The organism is Pseudomonas sp. GW456-12-1-14-TSB6 (genome assembly GCF_059424205.1).
In genome coordinates this window covers 30,727-46,672 of sequence record NZ_JBWKZE010000040.1, presented here as the reverse complement: position 1 = coordinate 46,672, position 15,946 = coordinate 30,727, and the positions used below count along the sequence as shown (strand labels likewise).

The window sequence follows — 15,946 nt, the reverse complement described above, 5'->3', positions numbered from 1 at the left end:
CCCCTGTAGAGAATCCCCCCATGTTCGATCCAGCCGACGAGCCGTCGTTTCGTCTCGATGTAGCGGGCCTGTCCGACTCGCTTGAAGTCTTGGCATTTACGGGTTGCGAAGCCATCAGCGAGCCTTTTGCGTTCGAAGTCGATGTGCTGGTCGATGATCCGCACCTGGACCTGGCCGGACTGATGTATCGATCGGCGCACCTGTGTTTCGGGCCTTGTGGCAATGGTGTTCACGGACAGTTGCACAGCCTTGTCCAGCATGAGCAAGGACGCGGCGCCCGGTTGTGCCGGGCGCGGCTGGGGCCGCGGTTGAGCTGTCTGGGCCTGCGCTACAGCCAACGCATCTTCAGTGACCGCTCGGTACCGCAGATTCTTGATCAGGTACTCAGAGAGCACGGCATCAGTGGCAACTGGCGCCGGTTCGATCTGCAAGGTGTGTATCCGCCCCGGACATTCTGCACCCAGTACGGCGAGTCGGATCTGCAACTGGTGCAACGGTTGTGTGGGCAGGCACGCATTCACTATCACTTCGAACATGGGAGCCGGGGGCATTGCCTGGTGTTCGGGGATGACCCGGCCCTACTGCCACGCGCCGGAAACCTGCGATGCGAGAGCGAGGATGGAGAGCCGTCGCCGACAGTGAGCCGCTGGCAACTGGGCGAACATGTGCGGCTGAACGCAGAATGCTCGCGGCGCACACGTACGGCGCAGGGGCATTCCGATTCGCCAACCCTGCGCAGTGGTCACTGGTTGACGATTTCCGGCCAGCCCCTGGCAGACGTCAATGCGCACTGGCTGGTGAGCCGAATCGAGCATCGGGCCGATCAGTCACTCGAGCCGCCCTACAGCAACAGGATTTTTGCCGCTGACCAGTTGTCGGTGCCCAAGTCATCCATTGACCACCAGGGGGCGCGCATGTGCAGCCCGCAGCGTGCGTGGGTAGTGTCGGTCGAGGAAGAGCAACCTGATGCCGTGCGGCCGGTGGCCGTTCAGTTCGACTGGCTTTATCAGGGCGAAGGTGCCCGCCCCAGCCACTGCTGGTTGCCGCTGGCTCCGGCGTTGGCCGATACGCCGATGGCATCATTCAAGGACGGGATAGAGGTGGTGGTGAGCTTTCTGGAAGGTGACCCTGAACAGCCCGTGATCAGCGGCGTCTTGCAGGTCCCGGCTCTCGCCGAAGTCGTTGAGGATGACGCGCAGTCACCTCTGCCCGAGCGCCTGGATATCGTCGGCGTGCCTCAATGGTTGAAAGCGGCCGAGCCTTTGTTGTTGCTGTGCCTGATACCGGGGGGCGGCAGTTATCGCCATTGCGCGGCGTCACTGTGCAGCTGTCGATTGGTCGCCGGGCTCAAAACGAGCGACGGAAGATGAGCGTCGCGGCCCCCGGGCAACATGCGCAGTGGTTGTTGCTGGACATCGCACAGGCACCCCAGGCAGTGAAGGTCTTACGCCAGGGATTCTCCAGTGTGCACAGCCTGCAGCTGTTTGACGGTACCGAGTTTCAGCCGGTCAGTGAGCAAGGACCATGGCTGATCGACCTGCGTGATTGCCCGGCGCTATCGGCGCTCTGCCACACCGATCCCATGACCTGGCAAGGGCTGCTGCTGGGCAGCGAGGTCTCGGCGCAGACACTGCGCGAACACTTGCAGCGGATGCTGACCGTGTCCATCGGCCTCAATCACCGGGCACTGCTCAATTTCTACAATCGGCAGACCGCCAGCTACTTTTTCGATGCCTGCGATGCCCGGCAACTGAGCTGCTGGCTCGGGCCGATCGGATGGCTGCGCTGGTTCGGCGGGACCTGGGCCGATCTGGCTGCTGGCAGTCAGGGCTGGCAGCAACTACGCAATCCGGGGCTGGCCGTGGAGCCGCTGCGCATCGAGCAAAGCCTGACCCGTCAACAGCGTGAACGCTTGCACCGTTGCCTGCTGGATCAGCATGTCTGGCGCTGGAGTCAGGCGACGGGAAACAACTTTCGGCTGATATCAGCCTTTCAGGAACAAGGTCTGGCGCTGGGCTTCAGCGAGCAGACGCTGCTGGACGACTGGTTGTGGCTGCGTTTGCTGCATCCGCGTGCCGAGCTGATGCCGCTGCCGCAAGGTTTGACTCCGCGAGAACGACTCGAACTGTTGCGTCGGCGCTGGCTGAACGATCCGTCATGAAGCATCGCTTCAGTGAGCGGCACCGTTGAACCAGCCATCGGTGCGTCGCAGCCACCACGCCAGTCCCCCGAGAGTCAGGCTGCGCAGCACCATGAACAACAGGAACGAAATCCACAGGCCGTGATTGCCCAGACCTTGCAGCGCCCAAGCGACAGGCAGCAGCAGGATCACGGTCGCCAGCATGCCGTTGCGCATTTCCCGGGCGCGGGTGGCGCCGATGAACAGGCCGTCGAGCAAGTAGCTCCAGACCGCGATCAACGGCAGCACGGCCAGGTAGGGCAGGTAAATGAACGCGGTTTCGCGCACGCTCTGGATGTCGGTCTGCATTTCGATGAACAGGTGGCCGGCCAACAGAAACAGCGCGGCAAAGCCCAGGCTCGCCAGCAACGACCAGCCGCCGGCAACCACCAGCGAACGGCGCAGGGCCAGACGATCACGGGCGCCGATGGCGTGGCCGCACAGGGCTTCGACGGCGTGGGCCAGTCCGTCCAGTGCGTGGGCGGTCAGCAGCAGGCCGTTGAGCAGCAGCGCATTGGCCGCGACCGTGGCATCGCCGAGTCGCGCGCCCTGCACGGTGATCAGGAAAAACACCGATTGCAGAGCCAGGCTGCGGATGAAAATGTCGCGGTTGACCGCCAGCAGCGGACGCCAGCTCTGCCAGACTTTCAGAGCAGCCCAGGCGATGTGACCGGGATAGGCGCGCAAGGCTCTCCGAGTCATCCACAGGCCGAGCAGGGCGCCGCTCCATTCGGCGATTACCGATGCGCGGGCCGAACCGACCACGCCCCAGTCCAGGCCGATGACGAACCACAGGTTGAGCACGATGTTGATCAGGTTGGTGCTCAGCAGAATCGCCAGCGGCGCCCGGGCGTTCTGGGTGCCGAGGAACCAGCCGACCAGCGCATAACTGGCCAGCGCCGCCGGCAGCCCGAACAGGCGGGTGTGGAAGAAGTCACGGGTCAGCTGATCCAGCTCCGCCGACGGTTGCATGAAGTGCAGCGCGACCCCGCTCAGTGGTACGCCCAGCGCTCCGAGCAGCAGCGCCAGCCCCATCGCCAGCAGCAGGCCTTGAAGCAATATCTGCCGCAAGGCCGCGCCGTCGCTGCGCCCGGCGGCCTGGGCGGCGAAACCGGTGGTGCCCATGCGCAGAAAACCCATGGCCCAGGCCAGAAAGGTGTACAGGCTGGCGCCAACCGCCACAGCGCCCAGTTGATGAGCGTGGGGCAGGTGACCGATGACGGTGCTGTCGACCAGCGCCACCAGCGGCACGGAAATGTTGGAGAGGATCATGGGGGCGGCGAGGGCCCAGACCCGGTGATGGGTCGGGCGGTCGCGCCAGTCGGCGATCAGGTTGGACATGCGGGCTCCTTGGGGAGCGGCATTGTAACGGGAGGCGTCAGTGAATGATCCAGCTCAGCAGCCACAATCCCAGCAGCAACCAGATGATCCCGGCGATGATCGAGGCATTCATGAATGCGCGGATCGCCGACCACAACAGCATCAGGCCGACGATCAGCGCGATGATGCTGATGATCGACGTGTCCATGCCCAGCGCCTTCGACAGCCCGTCGACAAAGTTGCCCCCGGCGTTGCCCAGCAGATTGAACAGGCCGCTGAGGCCATCGACGATGAAGCGGATGATCGAGCCGAGCGCCTGGCCCAGCCATTCGAAAAAGCTTTCTACCTGCATGTCTGTTTCCTGATGAAAGAGCTGAGCCTTGGGCCGCAGCCGGTGCGGTCGAGTTCCCTGCAAGCATAGAGGGTTTTAACGGGCGACTGGCGCTTGCCTTCGCTCCGCATCCCCCCGAAGCTATACGCCTTCAGGAGAGCCCGATGAACCTTGTTGAACTGACCGAACGCCTGCACGCCATTCGCGACCGCAATGACTGGCGGCAATTTCACAGCCCGAAAAACCTGGCCATGGCCGCCAGCGTGGAAATGTCCGAGCTGGTGGAAATCTTCCAGTGGCTGACCGAAGACCAGTCCCGCCAATTGCCGGCGGACAAACTCGCCCACGCCGGGCAGGAAGTCGGTGACATCGTCCTTTATCTGTTGCTGCTGTGCAGCGAACTGGGGCTGGACATGAATGAAGTGGTGCGCAGCAAACTCGCCGACAGCGAACGGCGGTTCAGCTGATGAGCGACCGTCATTTCGATCAGCTGGCGACCCGTTTCGCCGAAAAAATCTACGGTGGCGCCAAAGGCGCGATCCGCCTCGCCGTGTTGCAGGCCGACCTCGCCGAAGCCTTGCCGGATCGTCCGTTGCGGGTGCTGGATATCGGTGGCGGCCTGGGCCACATGTCGCTGTGGCTGGCCGAGCGCGGGCACCAGGTGACCTTCACCGAGCCGGCCGAACCGATGCTCGAAGGCGCCCGCCAGCGCTTTGCCGAAGCCGGGCAAAGCGCGACGTTCATTCAGGCGCCCTGGCAGGAACTGCTCGGCCAGCTCACTGAACCCTACGATCTGGTGCTGTGCCATGCGGTGCTGGAATGGCTGGCCGAGCCCCACGCGATTCTGCCGGTGCTGCATCAGTTGACCAAGCCTGGCGGCTGGCTGTCGCTGGCGTTCTACAATCGCGATGCGCTGATTTACCGGAACCTGCTCAAAGGCCATTTCAAGAAAATGCGCAGGAACGACCTGGCCGGCGAAAAGCAGAGCCTGACCCCGCAGCAGCCACTCGATCCACGGGAACTGGCGACGCAACTCGCCGGGTTGTGGCAGGTCGAAACCCAGAGCGGGGTGCGGGTTTTCCACGATTACATGCCGATGGAATTCCAGGCCCGCGCCGAGTTGATTGATTTGCTCGAGATGGAGCTCGCCCACCGTCGTCACCCAAGCTTCGCCGGGCTTGGGCGCTACTTGCACTGGATCTGCCGGCCGATCTGATCGGAGCGAGATATGAAAGGTCATTCAGGGTTACTGCTGATCTGTCTGGGGTTGGCCGCCTGCCAGGGCAGCAACCCTTACGTGGCGCAGTCACGACCGTTGCCGCCGGCCCCACCGCAAGCGGCGACCACCTTCGACCGCAGCGCTTATCCTGCGCCGCCACGGGATTACGGGCGCTATCGCAGCTGGGCATGGCTCAACGGTCAACTCCCACCGGGCACGGCCTGGGCGGATTCGGCGCAAGTGGCCGAAGCCGTCAGCAGTGCGCTGGACCAGCGCGGTCTGCGCCCGCTGCATGACAACCGCCCGGCCGATCTGCTGGTCAGTGCCAACCTGAGCCTGGAAACCCGCCTGCGTCAGGTGCAGGACGATTACGGTTACTACGGCGGCGGATACGGCGGTTATGACCGTTACGGCCGCGGTTACGGGATGTACAACACGGTGCCGATCGTTCGGACCTATCAGGAACAGGTCGTGGTGGTGCGGGTCGATCTGTTCGACGCCGGCAGTGGTCAGCCGGTCTGGAGCGCCAGCGCCGAAACCGGCACCCAGGGCACGCAAAGTGATCGCACCGATGCGATTCGGGAGGCTGTCGAAAAGGCCATGTCGGCGTATCCTCCCGGTTAGCCTTCTGCAAATGAAGGCGCCCTCAGGTTCATGTCTTTCACCGGAGAAAAACCATGTTCCGCCGTCTTGCTTTACTGGTCGTGGCCGCGCTGCTCAGTGCCTGCGCCTCGAACCAGGTCAATCATGATTTCGACGCCAGCCGCGACTTTGCCGCTTACCGCAGCTGGAGCTGGAAAGACCCCGCCCTGCAATACCGCCCCGATGATCCACGGATCAAGAGCGACCTGACCGAACAACGCATCCGCCAGGCCGTCGCCGACCAACTGGATCAGCGGGGCCTGCGCCCGGCCGCCTCGGGCGCCCGAGGTGATTTGAATGTGCAGACCTACCTGATCGTCGAGGACCGCCAGCAACAGGTGACCACCAACTACGGCGGCGGTTGGGGTGGCCCGTGGAACGGTTACTGGGGCGCGCCGATGTACAACGAAACCCGCAACATCACCTACAAGGTGGCGACCATCCAGGTCGATCTGCTCGACGGCAAGGACGGCAAACTGGTGTGGCGCGGCAGCGACGAGCAAATACTCAGCCGCACGCCGAACCCGGCGGATCGCAGCAATGCCATCCGTGAAACCGTGGCGCGGATTCTGTCCAACTATCCACCGCGTTGAGTCTGTTGAAAAAGTACGGGAGCCAAATGGCTCCCGTTTTTTATGGGCGGGTGAAAATGGCGCGTTGCCAGCAGTGTTGCCTGCGCCTGTCTACACTCATACCCATCCATGGAGGTTGCGCCCGGCCGTGCGCGGGCAAAGGAGTGCGCCATGTCGCGTCATTCGCAGTGCAGGGGGCCAGCCCGGCAGCGGGGAGCCATCGGCCTGATGGCGGCCGCCACCCTCAGCCTGGCGCTGGTCCTGATGCTGCTGGTCGTGGACAGCGGCCGCTTGTACATGGAACAACGCAAACTGCAGCGCCTGGTGGACACCGCCGCCCTCGAAGCCGTCAGCCGTGGCGGCAATTGCCTGCCGGGGCTCACCGCCGCCAGTTACGCCGGGCAAAGCGCGACACGCAACGGGTTTGTCGCCAATGCCAACAACGTGCTCGTAATCGATTGCGGAAAGTTGGCGACAGCCGCCACCGGCCTGCGCACTTTTACGGTGGACGCCACCCAATCAGAGGCGGTCAAGGTCGCGGCCAACCGTACCGTCACCACCAGTTTCGCCGGCGGTGTGCAGGCGTTGTTCAGTGGCACACCCGTCAGTCTCAACACCGTGCTTTACGCTTCGGCGGTGGCGGCCAAACCCAAGCCGACCGTCGCTCAGTTGAACATCCGCAGTAACCTGACCAGCATCAGCACCGCGCAATCGAACATCCTCAATCCACTGTTTTCCGGGCTGCTTGGCGGTAACGTCAACCTGACGGCCCTGGGCTGGGAAAGCCTGCTCAACACTGACATCAACCTGCTTGGCTACCTGAATCAACTGGCGATCAACCTCAACGTGGCTGCCGGCAATTACAGCCAGTTGCTCAATACCCAGGCCACGGTGACGCAACTGATCCAGGCCGCGATTACGGCGGTCCAGCTCAACGGCGCCACCGCTGAAGTGATTACCGCGCTGGGCCAGCTGCAAGTGGCGGCGATCAATGCCGCGCCGGTCAAGCTCGGCGACATCCTGCAATTGCAGACCGGCACCACGGCCGCCGGGCTGGATGCCAATCTGCAGTTGCTGCAACTGGTCCAGGGGGTGATTCAACTGGCCAACAGCAAAAGTGCGGTGGCCGCGACCCTGCCGATCAGCGTGCTGGGGCTGGCGAATGTCACGGTGCGGGTCAAAGTCATCGAGCCGCCGCAGTTTTCCGCCATTGGCGATCCGGCACTGGCCAGGGCCAATCCCACCGGGCCGAACCGGATCTATGTGCGCACCGCGCAGATTCGCACGCTGCTTTCGGTGAATCTGCCGGTGTTATCCGGGGTGACCGGGTTGGCCAACGCGGTACTCGGACTGGTTGGCACACTGACACCGACCCTCAATGCACTGTTGAGCCTTAATCTGGTCGCCACATTGAATTCGGCCGGCTGCCTGCTCGGTGCCGGTTGTGAGCAACTGGACCCGAAGCTGTTGCCCTCGCCGCAGATCGACATCAGCCTGGACGCCGGCGGCGCCATCAGTTACGTCACCGACTACAGTTGCCCGACCGGCAACACCGGCACCAAAAGCCTGACGGCCCGCACCATCACCTCGATTGCCGATCTCAAACTGGGCAGGATCGACCCGACCAACGCCTTCTCTTCTGCCGCCCAACCCACCGTTACACCCTTGCCGCTGGTGGATCTGGGTACGGTGACCTGCCACAAGATTCTGGGGATCGGCAGCTGTGACCCGAGTACTCATGTGCCATATGGCGCCGGCGGCATTGCGATCATGGTCAACACCAGCGTGGCGCAGAACACCCAGAACCTGGTGTTTTCCAGCGGTAATCCGTTCGCCACACCGCCCAACCTGAAACTGCCGCCAAGCGTGATTGCTGCCGCGCCCTCAACCAACATAGTCAACAGCCTGGCAACCACCCTCGCCGGGATCAATCTGATCGTCTACAAACCCCAAGGCAGCAACCCGCTGGGGGCGATTGTCACCGGCGTCGCCAGCCTGATCAGTGATGTCACGACGATCCTGCAACCGGTGATCACCAATCTGGTGAGTCCGCTGCTGGATCCGCTGCTGAACAATTTGCTTAAGGGGCTGGGGATCAACCTGATGGATGTGGATGTCGGCGCCAACATGACCTGTGGCCAGACCGGCAAGGCCTATCTGGTGATCTAGTCGTCAGGGGCGATCGGCAGTTCGATGCAGAACCGTGCACCGTCCGCCGAGTTGCGCACGCTCAAGTGCCCGCCCATGTTCTCGATGATCCCGTAACTCACTGATAGTCCCAGGCCGGTGCCGACGCCCACCGGTTTGGTGGTGAAGAACGGTTCGAAAATCCGCTCCAGCAGACGCGGGTCGATACCGCCGCCGTTGTCTTCGACCCACAGTCGCACGTTCTGCTCGTCGCGTTCGGCGTAGATCGAAATCCACGGCTTGAATGCTGAATCGGACTCGCGTTTGCCCAGCAGCGCATCCCGGGCGTTGACCATCAGGTTGATCAACACCTGTTCAAGCTGATCGACATACCCGCGCACCTGAACCTCGAATGCGGTTTCACTGATGCGCAGATCCACGCCTTTGCCGCGCATGCCTTCGGCCAGCAGCGACAGCGTGCCTTCGATGGCGCTGGCCGGGTTGAACAGCTGCTGCTCGATCTCGGAGCGGCGACCGAACACCCGCATGTGGTCCACCACTTTCGCGGCGCGCTGCACCTGGGCGTCGATGCGATTGAGTTTGTCGGTCAGGTAATCGATCTGCGCATCGCCGTTGCTCAGGCGCTTCCGTACGTTGACGATGGCCATGCGCATGACGTTCAGCGGCTGATTGATTTCGTGGGCCAGGCCGGTGGCCATCTCGCCTAGGGTGGCCATTTTTGCGCTTTGCGTGAGCTGCTGTTGAGAGCGGCGCACTTCGGTGTTGTCACGGCCAACGGCTTGTACTTCGATCAATTTTCCGTGCTCATCGAACACGCCGCGATCCGACCACACCCACCACGCATGTTCGCGCCCCGGTAATTGCAGGTTGATTTCGGCGGTGCTGACGGGGGATTGCGGAGTCAGCTGCGCCAGGCGCTCAACGAAGGCCGCGCGCTGAACGTCGGACATCCAGCTGCCCAGATCGACCCCGGCCAGGGCTTCGGGGGCGCATTCCAGATAGGTCGCCAGCGGCCGGTTGCCGAACGTCAGTATCAGGTCCGGGCGGTAGCGGCAGATCATCGCCGGCGAGTCCTCCACCAGAATCCGGTAGCGTTCCTCACTCTGTCTGACCTGCTCGGCGGCCAGCGTCGCTTCGGTGACGTCCAGCCACAAGCCGACAGCTTCCACCGGCAGGCCGAGGTCGTTGCGCAACAGCCGGGCTTCGTCGAGCAGCCAGTGGTAATCGCCGCGACTGTCGCGCATCCGATAGCGGGCGCGCACCGAACCTTCGCGCAGCAGTTGCCGGGTTCGCTCGAAATACAGGGCGCGGTCTTCCGGATGAATCCGCTCTGCCAGCGCACTGGCGTCACAGTCCTCCAGGCTCCAGCCCAGCAACGGTTGCAGGCTGGCGCTGAAAAACGCTGGCAGCAAGGCGCCTTCGGCGTAGTGCTGGACATAAATCACCGCCGGCGAACTGGCGATCAGGTTGTCCAGCCGCGCATGGGCCGCAGCGGCCAGTTGCTGCTGGTTCTTGATGTCGCTGATGTCGAGCATGAAACCCACCAGCCGCCGGTGCTCGCCGGTGCCGGTGACCTGACCCTGAAGGCGATACCACGCTGGCGTCTGGCTGGCATCGCGAGGCTGCAGGCGCACGCACAGGTCGAGGATTTCCCCTTGCATCTGCAGGGCTTGCAGCCGGCTGCGGACTTCTTCGCGATCGGCGGGATGGATCAGGCTCAGCCAAGCCTCGAGCGTCAGCGTCGAGCTGACCTGTTGCAGGATGGCGGCCAGCGTCGGGGCCAGTTGAATCTGCTCGCTATGGCTGATTTCCCACCAGCCTGTGCCAAGCATTGTCTGCAACGACTCCAGCCGTTCCAGTTGCAGTTGATGCTGCTGCTCGCGCAAGCGACCGAGCAGGGGCCCGGCCAGGGCGCCCGCCAGCATCAGCCAGTCGCGATCGGCCAGATACGGCGCGGTCTTGTCCACCGCGTAAAAACCGCAGAGCAGCCACGCCATCACGCCCCGATCATCGCTGTAGGGCACGGCAAAACCTTCGGCATTGCCGAACAGGCCCTGGACCCTTGAGTGTTCGTACTGGCCGTAGTGCGCACCCAGGCGCTGCGGGCCGGTGCCATTGAGGCTGTCGAGTGGCGTGCCCAGACGCTGGCCGTCATGCCACAGCGCCGGGGCGTCATGGGCGTGGAACTGCTGATGGATCTGCCAGCCCTGTTCCTGCTCATCGAGCAGGGCGAGTGCCAGGCACGGGATCTGCCAGCGCTGGGCGATCACCTGCAATTGTTCGCTGACGAGCATCGGCAACCGTCCCAGGCTGCAGCTGCGCACCTGTTTGCTGATCTGCTCGGCGAGCATGTGGCACGCCTCGCGCTGATGGGCTTGCTGGCGTTCGGACAACAGGTCGGCAATGTCGATCAGTTGCAGCAGCCAGCCATCGCCCAGCGGCTGGACCCAGCCGCGCAGGTGCAAGGTCTGGTCGCCAAGGCCGGGGAAATCCAGATCCAGCAGTTGGCCTTGCCAGTCTTGCGGGCGGCCCTCGATCGCCAGCGTGCAGTGCGCCAGCAGGTAGTCGTGCAACGGCAACGGTTTGTCGCGGGGCGTCTGTTGCGCCAGCAGCAGGCGCAGCGGGCCGGCCATTTGCAACACGCCGCCGTCGCTGTCGAGGTGGATGTGCAGGCCCGTCAACGGGGTCCCGAGCACGTCCGGCAAATCGCTGGCGACCATACTTCGCTTGAGCAGGCGGCCGAGCAGGTTGTCACCCGGAGTCAAAATTTCAGGCTCGAAATGGCGGTCAGGTTGGCGGGCAGGCTGGGGACAGCGCCGACGCCCGGCAACACCAGAAAGGGGATGACCTGATTGAGCTTGCTCACCGGGTAATTGACGCTGACGGTGAGCGTGCCCTGGGCCGGGTCGTAGACCGTTGACGTGTCCGTGCCGACCACCACGTTCAGCGACGACGGCAGCACCGACAATTGCTGGGTCAACGCGGCATTCGCAGTGCTGACCAGCACGCTTGCATAGTTGGGAACCGCGGGATCGACCGCCACGGCGCGGCGGATGGCTTCGGCGGTGACCTGGTTGAACGTCTGCATCAGCACGAACGGCAAGCTGTAGCTGACGAGGCCATAAAACACCGCGAAAAAGATCACGAACACCAAGGCGAATTCAATCGCCACCGCGCCTTTTTGCGCCTTCCGAGAGCCGGTTTTCATCCGTGCGTCTACCCTGACAGTCACTGCGTAGTATCAGCATAGAATCATTCAGCAAAAACGGACGGTTTTTACCGGATGCAAAGCCTTGTCCTTCTGATCTGGTTGACCGCGTGCGCGGCTCAGGATGCCCGGCAACGACGAATTGCCAACGTTTTGACGCTGGGCGTCGGGACTCTCGCGCTGGTCTATCTGCTGTCTTTCGGTACCACCTGGATGGGCGCCGAAGCCGGGCAGGGAGGCTGGGCCTGTGTCGTGGCCCTGGCATTCACGTTGCCCGGGTATTTCATGGGCCGAATGGGCGCCGGTGATGTGAAACTAATGACAGCTCTTGGTCTTGCGACGGACGGCGTCTCGCTGCTCGGGATTTTTATCGGCGCCGGTGCGGCGAGCCTGATCTGGATTCTGCTTGCGCCAAGAGTCTGGCTGCATATGAGTCAAGGGCTTAGGCACCGACTTCGGTATATGGCGCCATCCGTGTCAAAAAAGCTGCCATTTGCGCCGTTTGTGCTGATCGGATTTGTGCTTGCACTACCTTGGATCCATTAGTCGCCAAGCGCCACTAGTCTTATGTACATAGTCGGAAAGTGGGTCTACCTTCAAAATAACGAGTTATACAGCCAGCGGCTGACAGTACAGGAATGGTCAGTTTTTGGCCCGGGCATGGAGTGGCACGTGAACAAGCTTACATCTGCGGTAAAAGTCATCGTTGTCGATGATCAGCCTCTGATCGTCGAAGAACTCTGTGAATTTCTCGAGAGCAGCGGCTACCGCTGTGTGCCGTGCGAGTCCAGCAAAGAGGCGATCGAGCGTTTTACGCGCGACACTGCTATCGGTCTGGTGCTGTGCGATCTGCATATGCCGGACATGGACGGCATTCAACTGGTGCAGGAACTGCAACGGCTGGCCGGCAAACACCGGGCGTTCGAAGCCATCATGCTCACCGGCCGCGCCGACAAGCAGGACGTGATCAAGGCCTTGCGCGCCGGGATTGCCGACTACTACCAGAAACCGGTCAATCTGGATGAATTGCTCGAAGGCCTGCAACGCCAGGAAGCGGTGCTGCAGGAGCGGCAGAAAACCCTGCAACTGGGCCATCTGAATCAAAAACTTCAGGACCTGTCGTCGTCCATCGATGATCTTTATCAGGATCTGGACAAGGTGCGTCGCGCGCCGGCGCCCGTCAGTGACGATGCGCCCCGTGAGGCCGGTGAACTGGAGGTCCCGGCGATCTTCAATCAACTGTCGCCACGGCAACTGGACGTGGCGCGCCTGGTGGGCAAGGGACAGACCAACTATCAGATTGCCTGTGAGCTGGGCATCACCGAAAACACCGTAAAACTTTACGTTTCGCAGGTGTTGCGCCTGACCCACATGCACAACCGCACGCAGTTGGCGCTGGCCTTGTCTCCGAGTTCGGCGGCCTTGCGGCAGCGGGTTACGGCGCACTGATTGTTGTCCCCGGCGGCCCTTGGGCCGACCGGGACAGACGCCATGGTGTCTCCCCGAATCAGTTATTTGTCTCGATCTTGCCCCCGGCATCCGGGTCGTAGAAATCGGGGATTTCATATTTGTACTTCTTCAACCAGCGCTGCATCGCCAGCTCACGCTCGGTGGCCGTGGCCGCCTGCGGATCGGGGGACGCGGCCTTGTTGCGGCTTTGCAGCAACAGCCAGCCTTCGGTTTCCTGCTGCTGGGCCGAGGCCGGGCCGGCGTCGATGGCCAGCGCGCCGAGCGGCAGACTCAACAGGCTCAGGCAACACAGGGTCTTGAACGTGTTCATGGCATCTCCTTGAGGCTCACTTGATCGCCGGTTGCGGATCAATCGCCACCGCGACCTGATTGCCAGCGACGGGTCTGGCTCTGACCGGCGACTTGAGTTTCTCCGCACGCTCCTGGGCATCGCTGAACTGCTCCGGGGTCAGGTGCGCGCGGCTGACCACTTCGGCGGCTTGCTGCCAGTTGTTCTGGTAGAGCAGCAGGGTCACCAGATTCAGCGTCGCCAACTGATTGTTCTGCTTCAGCTCGATGGCGGTCAGGAACTCGAAACGAGCGTCCTCGAGCCGCAGCTGATTGAGGTACACCACGCCCAGATCATTGCGGATGTTTTCATTGGTCGGCGCCAGCCGCGCCGCCCGTTGCAGGTGGGCCTGCGCCTGGCCGTTGTCACCACGGGCGGCGTACAACTGGCCCAGGCCATGTTCGGCGTCGGCGTTCAGGCATGTGCCCAGCAGACTGCGATACAACGGCTCGGCTTCACTGCGTCCCAGCAGACGATAGACCTTGGCCTTGCGCAGCCGCACCTCGACGAGGTTGTCGGGCAGACTCTGCAGATTGGCCAGGCTGGCGTGCAGCTTGCCGTCGTTGACCAGATCATCGGCGAGGTTCAGCGACAGCTCCTGTTCGGAGCTCAACTTGCTGCAGCTGGCCGGCGCCAGCATCGTCGTCCACGGTGCCTGACCGTCGGTTGCGCAACCGCCGAGCAGCAACAGGCTAGCCATGACCATCAGTGCTTTCATCAAATCGCTCTCCATCGCCATTGTCATTTTCATTGTCAGGACGCAAACGCCCGGGTGATTGCGGTAAAACCGGGTCCCGCCAAAACGATCAGCAAGGCCGGGAACAGCAACAGCATCATGACCACCGACATCTTCGCCGACATCTTCGAGATGTATTCCTGCAAGCGTGTCAGGCGTCGGTCATCCAGCAGTTGCTTGAGCGTCAGCAACGATTTCATCGCGCCGCCGCCCTGTTGAATCAGTTGTTGCAGGATCACGCAGGTGTCGGTGAACTCATCCACCGCCAGCATCGCGGCCGCCTTGTTCAACTCTTGTCCGAGTTCCAGGCCCGAGTCGACACGGGCCAGGATCAGACGCAGTTCGCCGGTCAGTTCCGGCAGCAGTTTTTGCCCCTCGCTGCTGAGTACACGCAGGGCCTGCTCGACGGCCATGCCGGACTCGAACAGGATTCGCAGCAGGGGAATGAACGTCGACACTTCCACCGCAATGATTTTCTGCCGCCGGGCAGCGGCGTACGCCAGCAGGCGCTTGGGTAGCAGGTAGCCGACACCGGTGGCGATCATCGGGACCAGCCAACCGTTGGGGGCGAGGGGGAAAAACACTTCTTTCAGAAACACGCCCAGCCCCAGTGTCAGCAGCGGCGTGCCAATCTGGCAGGCGGCAAACAGCGAACGCTCGCTGGCCCGGCGCCAGCCGAGCCGGCTGAGCAGGGTCTGGGTTTCACTGTCGATGCTTACAGAGCGCTGGCCGAACCGGCTGCCGCCCAGTGCCCGCAACCAGTTGCCGAAACGGTTCTCGCGCACCAGATGCCCCTGCAGGCGCTGGTTGACCTGACGCACCCGACGCCGCTCGGTCAGCAGGTGATTGCCGACCAGCAACAGCGCCCCGAGCAACAGCATGAGACTGGCCAGCATCAGCATGTCAGACACTCCTCAGCATGCGCCACAGCGCCAGGCAACCGGAGACCTGCAACACCACCGCGACAATCAGCATGGTTCGACCGCCGGAGTCGTTCCACATGCCGAGCATGTAGCCGGGATTGGTCAGCATGAAGTAGCTGACCAAGATCACCGGCAGCGATCCGAGCACCCACGCGGTCATCCGCGTTTCGCCGGTCAGCGCACGCAGTTGCCGGGCACCCTGGTCACGTTCGCGAATCAGTTTGATCAGGTTCTCCAGCAACTCGCTGGCGTTGCCGCCGTAGCGATGGTTGACCTTCAGGCCCAGGGCGAACATGCGCAGTTCGTCCTGCTCGTAGAGCTCGGCGAAATCGCTGACCGCGTCCGGCAGATTCACCCCCAACTGCACGTTGCGCTGCACCCGGCCCATCGCGGCTTTCAGCGGGTCCTCACTGGCCTCGATACCGCCCATCACTGCATCGCTCAGGGTCCGGCCGGACTTGAGACTGCGCACGGTGTGGTCGAGCAACTGCGGCAACTGTTCGATCATCCGATTGAGCCGGCGACGATATCGCCACGCGATGTACAACCGCAAAATCAGCGGCGGCGCCAGTATCAGCACCAACAGACCGATCCAGTCGGCCAGCAGATAACCCAGCATCATGCCCACGACCCACAACGACAGCCAAAGCCCGAATCGCTCGCTCGGCCGGCCAAGGCCTGCCCGCAGGAACATCCGCTCCAGACCGGTCCACGAGTTTTTTTCGGCCGTTGCTTGCGGTTGTCCGACGGCGAGGCGAGAGAGCACCCGTTCGTTGGCAGTCTTGCGCACGCCCTGCAGGAACAGGCGAATCGACAACCCCAACAACAGCAGACAGAGGGCGATCAGAATAACCGGTCCGATCATGACGA

The 15,946-nt window shown here is 62.7% G+C and carries 17 protein-coding genes; 9 read left to right on the top strand and 8 right to left on the bottom strand.

Annotated elements, in window-relative coordinates; genetic code table 11:
* The first annotated feature begins 20 nt into the window (after positions 1-20).
* Positions 21-1,370, top strand: a complete 1,350-nt coding sequence (locus AC07Y2_RS26205) for a type VI secretion system Vgr family protein (RefSeq protein WP_085667758.1) — start codon at positions 21-23, stop codon at positions 1,368-1,370.
* Positions 1,367-2,161 carry a DUF4123 domain-containing protein gene (locus AC07Y2_RS26200; protein ID WP_039772951.1) on the top strand — a complete coding sequence of 265 codons (795 nt, stop codon included), beginning with the start codon at positions 1,367-1,369 and terminating at the stop codon, positions 2,159-2,161. The genes AC07Y2_RS26205 and AC07Y2_RS26200 overlap by 4 nt, the downstream gene beginning before the upstream one ends.
* Before the next feature lie 9 nt (positions 2,162-2,170).
* On the opposite strand, the gene AC07Y2_RS26195 is transcribed toward AC07Y2_RS26200, so the two are convergent.
* Both AC07Y2_RS26195 and AC07Y2_RS26190 read right to left on the bottom strand, forming a co-directional pair.
* Positions 2,171-3,520: an MATE family efflux transporter gene (locus AC07Y2_RS26195; protein WP_103387223.1), complete on the bottom strand. Its 1,350-nt coding sequence runs from the start codon at positions 3,518-3,520 to the stop codon at positions 2,171-2,173.
* 37 nt (positions 3,521-3,557) lie between these two features.
* Entirely contained in the window at positions 3,558-3,851 is a 294-nt protein-coding gene (locus AC07Y2_RS26190; protein WP_007951010.1) for a hypothetical protein, read from the bottom strand.
* Between the two features lie 143 nt (positions 3,852-3,994).
* Between AC07Y2_RS26190 and AC07Y2_RS26185 the strand changes: the two genes are divergently transcribed.
* The 5 genes from AC07Y2_RS26185 (at position 3,995) to AC07Y2_RS26165 (ending at position 8,432) form a co-directional block, all read left to right on the top strand.
* Positions 3,995-4,297: a MazG-like family protein gene (locus AC07Y2_RS26185; RefSeq protein ID WP_007951009.1), complete on the top strand. Its 303-nt coding sequence runs from the start codon at positions 3,995-3,997 to the stop codon at positions 4,295-4,297.
* Positions 4,297-5,046, top strand: coding sequence for a methyltransferase (locus AC07Y2_RS26180; protein WP_039772509.1), 750 nt, complete (start codon positions 4,297-4,299; stop codon positions 5,044-5,046). The genes AC07Y2_RS26185 and AC07Y2_RS26180 overlap by 1 nt, the downstream gene beginning before the upstream one ends.
* 12 nt (positions 5,047-5,058) lie before the next feature.
* Entirely contained in the window at positions 5,059-5,673 is a 615-nt protein-coding gene (locus AC07Y2_RS26175) for a DUF4136 domain-containing protein (RefSeq protein ID WP_039772508.1), read from the top strand.
* A gap of 53 nt (positions 5,674-5,726) precedes the next feature.
* Positions 5,727-6,284 (top strand): DUF4136 domain-containing protein, encoded by a 558-nt coding sequence (locus AC07Y2_RS26170; protein WP_074689694.1) that lies wholly within the window; start codon positions 5,727-5,729, stop codon positions 6,282-6,284.
* 150 nt (positions 6,285-6,434) lie between these two features.
* Positions 6,435-8,432, top strand: a complete 1,998-nt coding sequence (locus AC07Y2_RS26165) for a pilus assembly protein TadG-related protein (RefSeq protein ID WP_103387222.1) — start codon at positions 6,435-6,437, stop codon at positions 8,430-8,432.
* On the opposite strand, the gene AC07Y2_RS26160 is transcribed toward AC07Y2_RS26165, so the two are convergent.
* Together AC07Y2_RS26160 and AC07Y2_RS26155 are read right to left on the bottom strand one after the other, a co-directional pair.
* Positions 8,429-11,176, bottom strand: coding sequence for a PAS domain-containing sensor histidine kinase (locus AC07Y2_RS26160; protein ID WP_103387221.1), 2,748 nt, complete (start codon positions 11,174-11,176; stop codon positions 8,429-8,431). The genes AC07Y2_RS26165 and AC07Y2_RS26160 overlap by 4 nt on opposite strands.
* A complete protein-coding gene (locus tag AC07Y2_RS26155) occupies positions 11,173-11,619 on the bottom strand; it encodes a TadE/TadG family type IV pilus assembly protein (protein WP_074689697.1) in 447 nt (148 codons plus the stop codon). The genes AC07Y2_RS26160 and AC07Y2_RS26155 overlap by 4 nt, the downstream gene beginning before the upstream one ends.
* 75 nt (positions 11,620-11,694) lie before the next feature.
* On the opposite strand from AC07Y2_RS26155, the gene AC07Y2_RS26150 reads away from it, so the two are divergent.
* Both AC07Y2_RS26150 and AC07Y2_RS26145 read left to right on the top strand, forming a co-directional pair.
* The gene (locus AC07Y2_RS26150) at positions 11,695-12,165 is read left to right on the top strand and encodes an A24 family peptidase (RefSeq protein ID WP_103387220.1); all 471 of its coding nucleotides are present in this window, start codon (positions 11,695-11,697) and stop codon (positions 12,163-12,165) included.
* Between the two features lie 126 nt (positions 12,166-12,291).
* Positions 12,292-13,068: a response regulator transcription factor gene (locus AC07Y2_RS26145; protein WP_103387226.1), complete on the top strand. Its 777-nt coding sequence runs from the start codon at positions 12,292-12,294 to the stop codon at positions 13,066-13,068.
* Between the two features lie 58 nt (positions 13,069-13,126).
* Here AC07Y2_RS26145 and AC07Y2_RS26140 read toward each other — a convergent pair whose 3' ends face one another.
* Genes AC07Y2_RS26140 through AC07Y2_RS26125 form a run of 4 tightly spaced genes read right to left on the bottom strand, consistent with a single transcriptional unit; the run spans position 13,127 to position 15,941 of the window.
* On the bottom strand, positions 13,127-13,399 hold the full coding sequence (locus AC07Y2_RS26140; protein WP_039772498.1) for a DUF3613 domain-containing protein: 273 nt from the start codon (positions 13,397-13,399) through the stop codon (positions 13,127-13,129).
* A 16-nt stretch (positions 13,400-13,415) separates the two neighbouring features.
* Positions 13,416-14,135 (bottom strand): tetratricopeptide repeat protein, encoded by a 720-nt coding sequence (locus AC07Y2_RS26135; protein WP_103387225.1) that lies wholly within the window; start codon positions 14,133-14,135, stop codon positions 13,416-13,418.
* Positions 14,136-14,170: 35 nt separating this feature from the next.
* A complete protein-coding gene (locus AC07Y2_RS26130; RefSeq protein WP_103387219.1) occupies positions 14,171-15,055 on the bottom strand; it encodes a type II secretion system F family protein in 885 nt (294 codons plus the stop codon).
* Position 15,056: 1 nt separating this feature from the next.
* Complete coding sequence (locus AC07Y2_RS26125) at positions 15,057-15,941, bottom strand: type II secretion system F family protein (RefSeq protein WP_103387218.1); 885 nt, start codon at positions 15,939-15,941, stop codon at positions 15,057-15,059.
* Positions 15,942-15,946 lie beyond the last annotated feature (5 nt).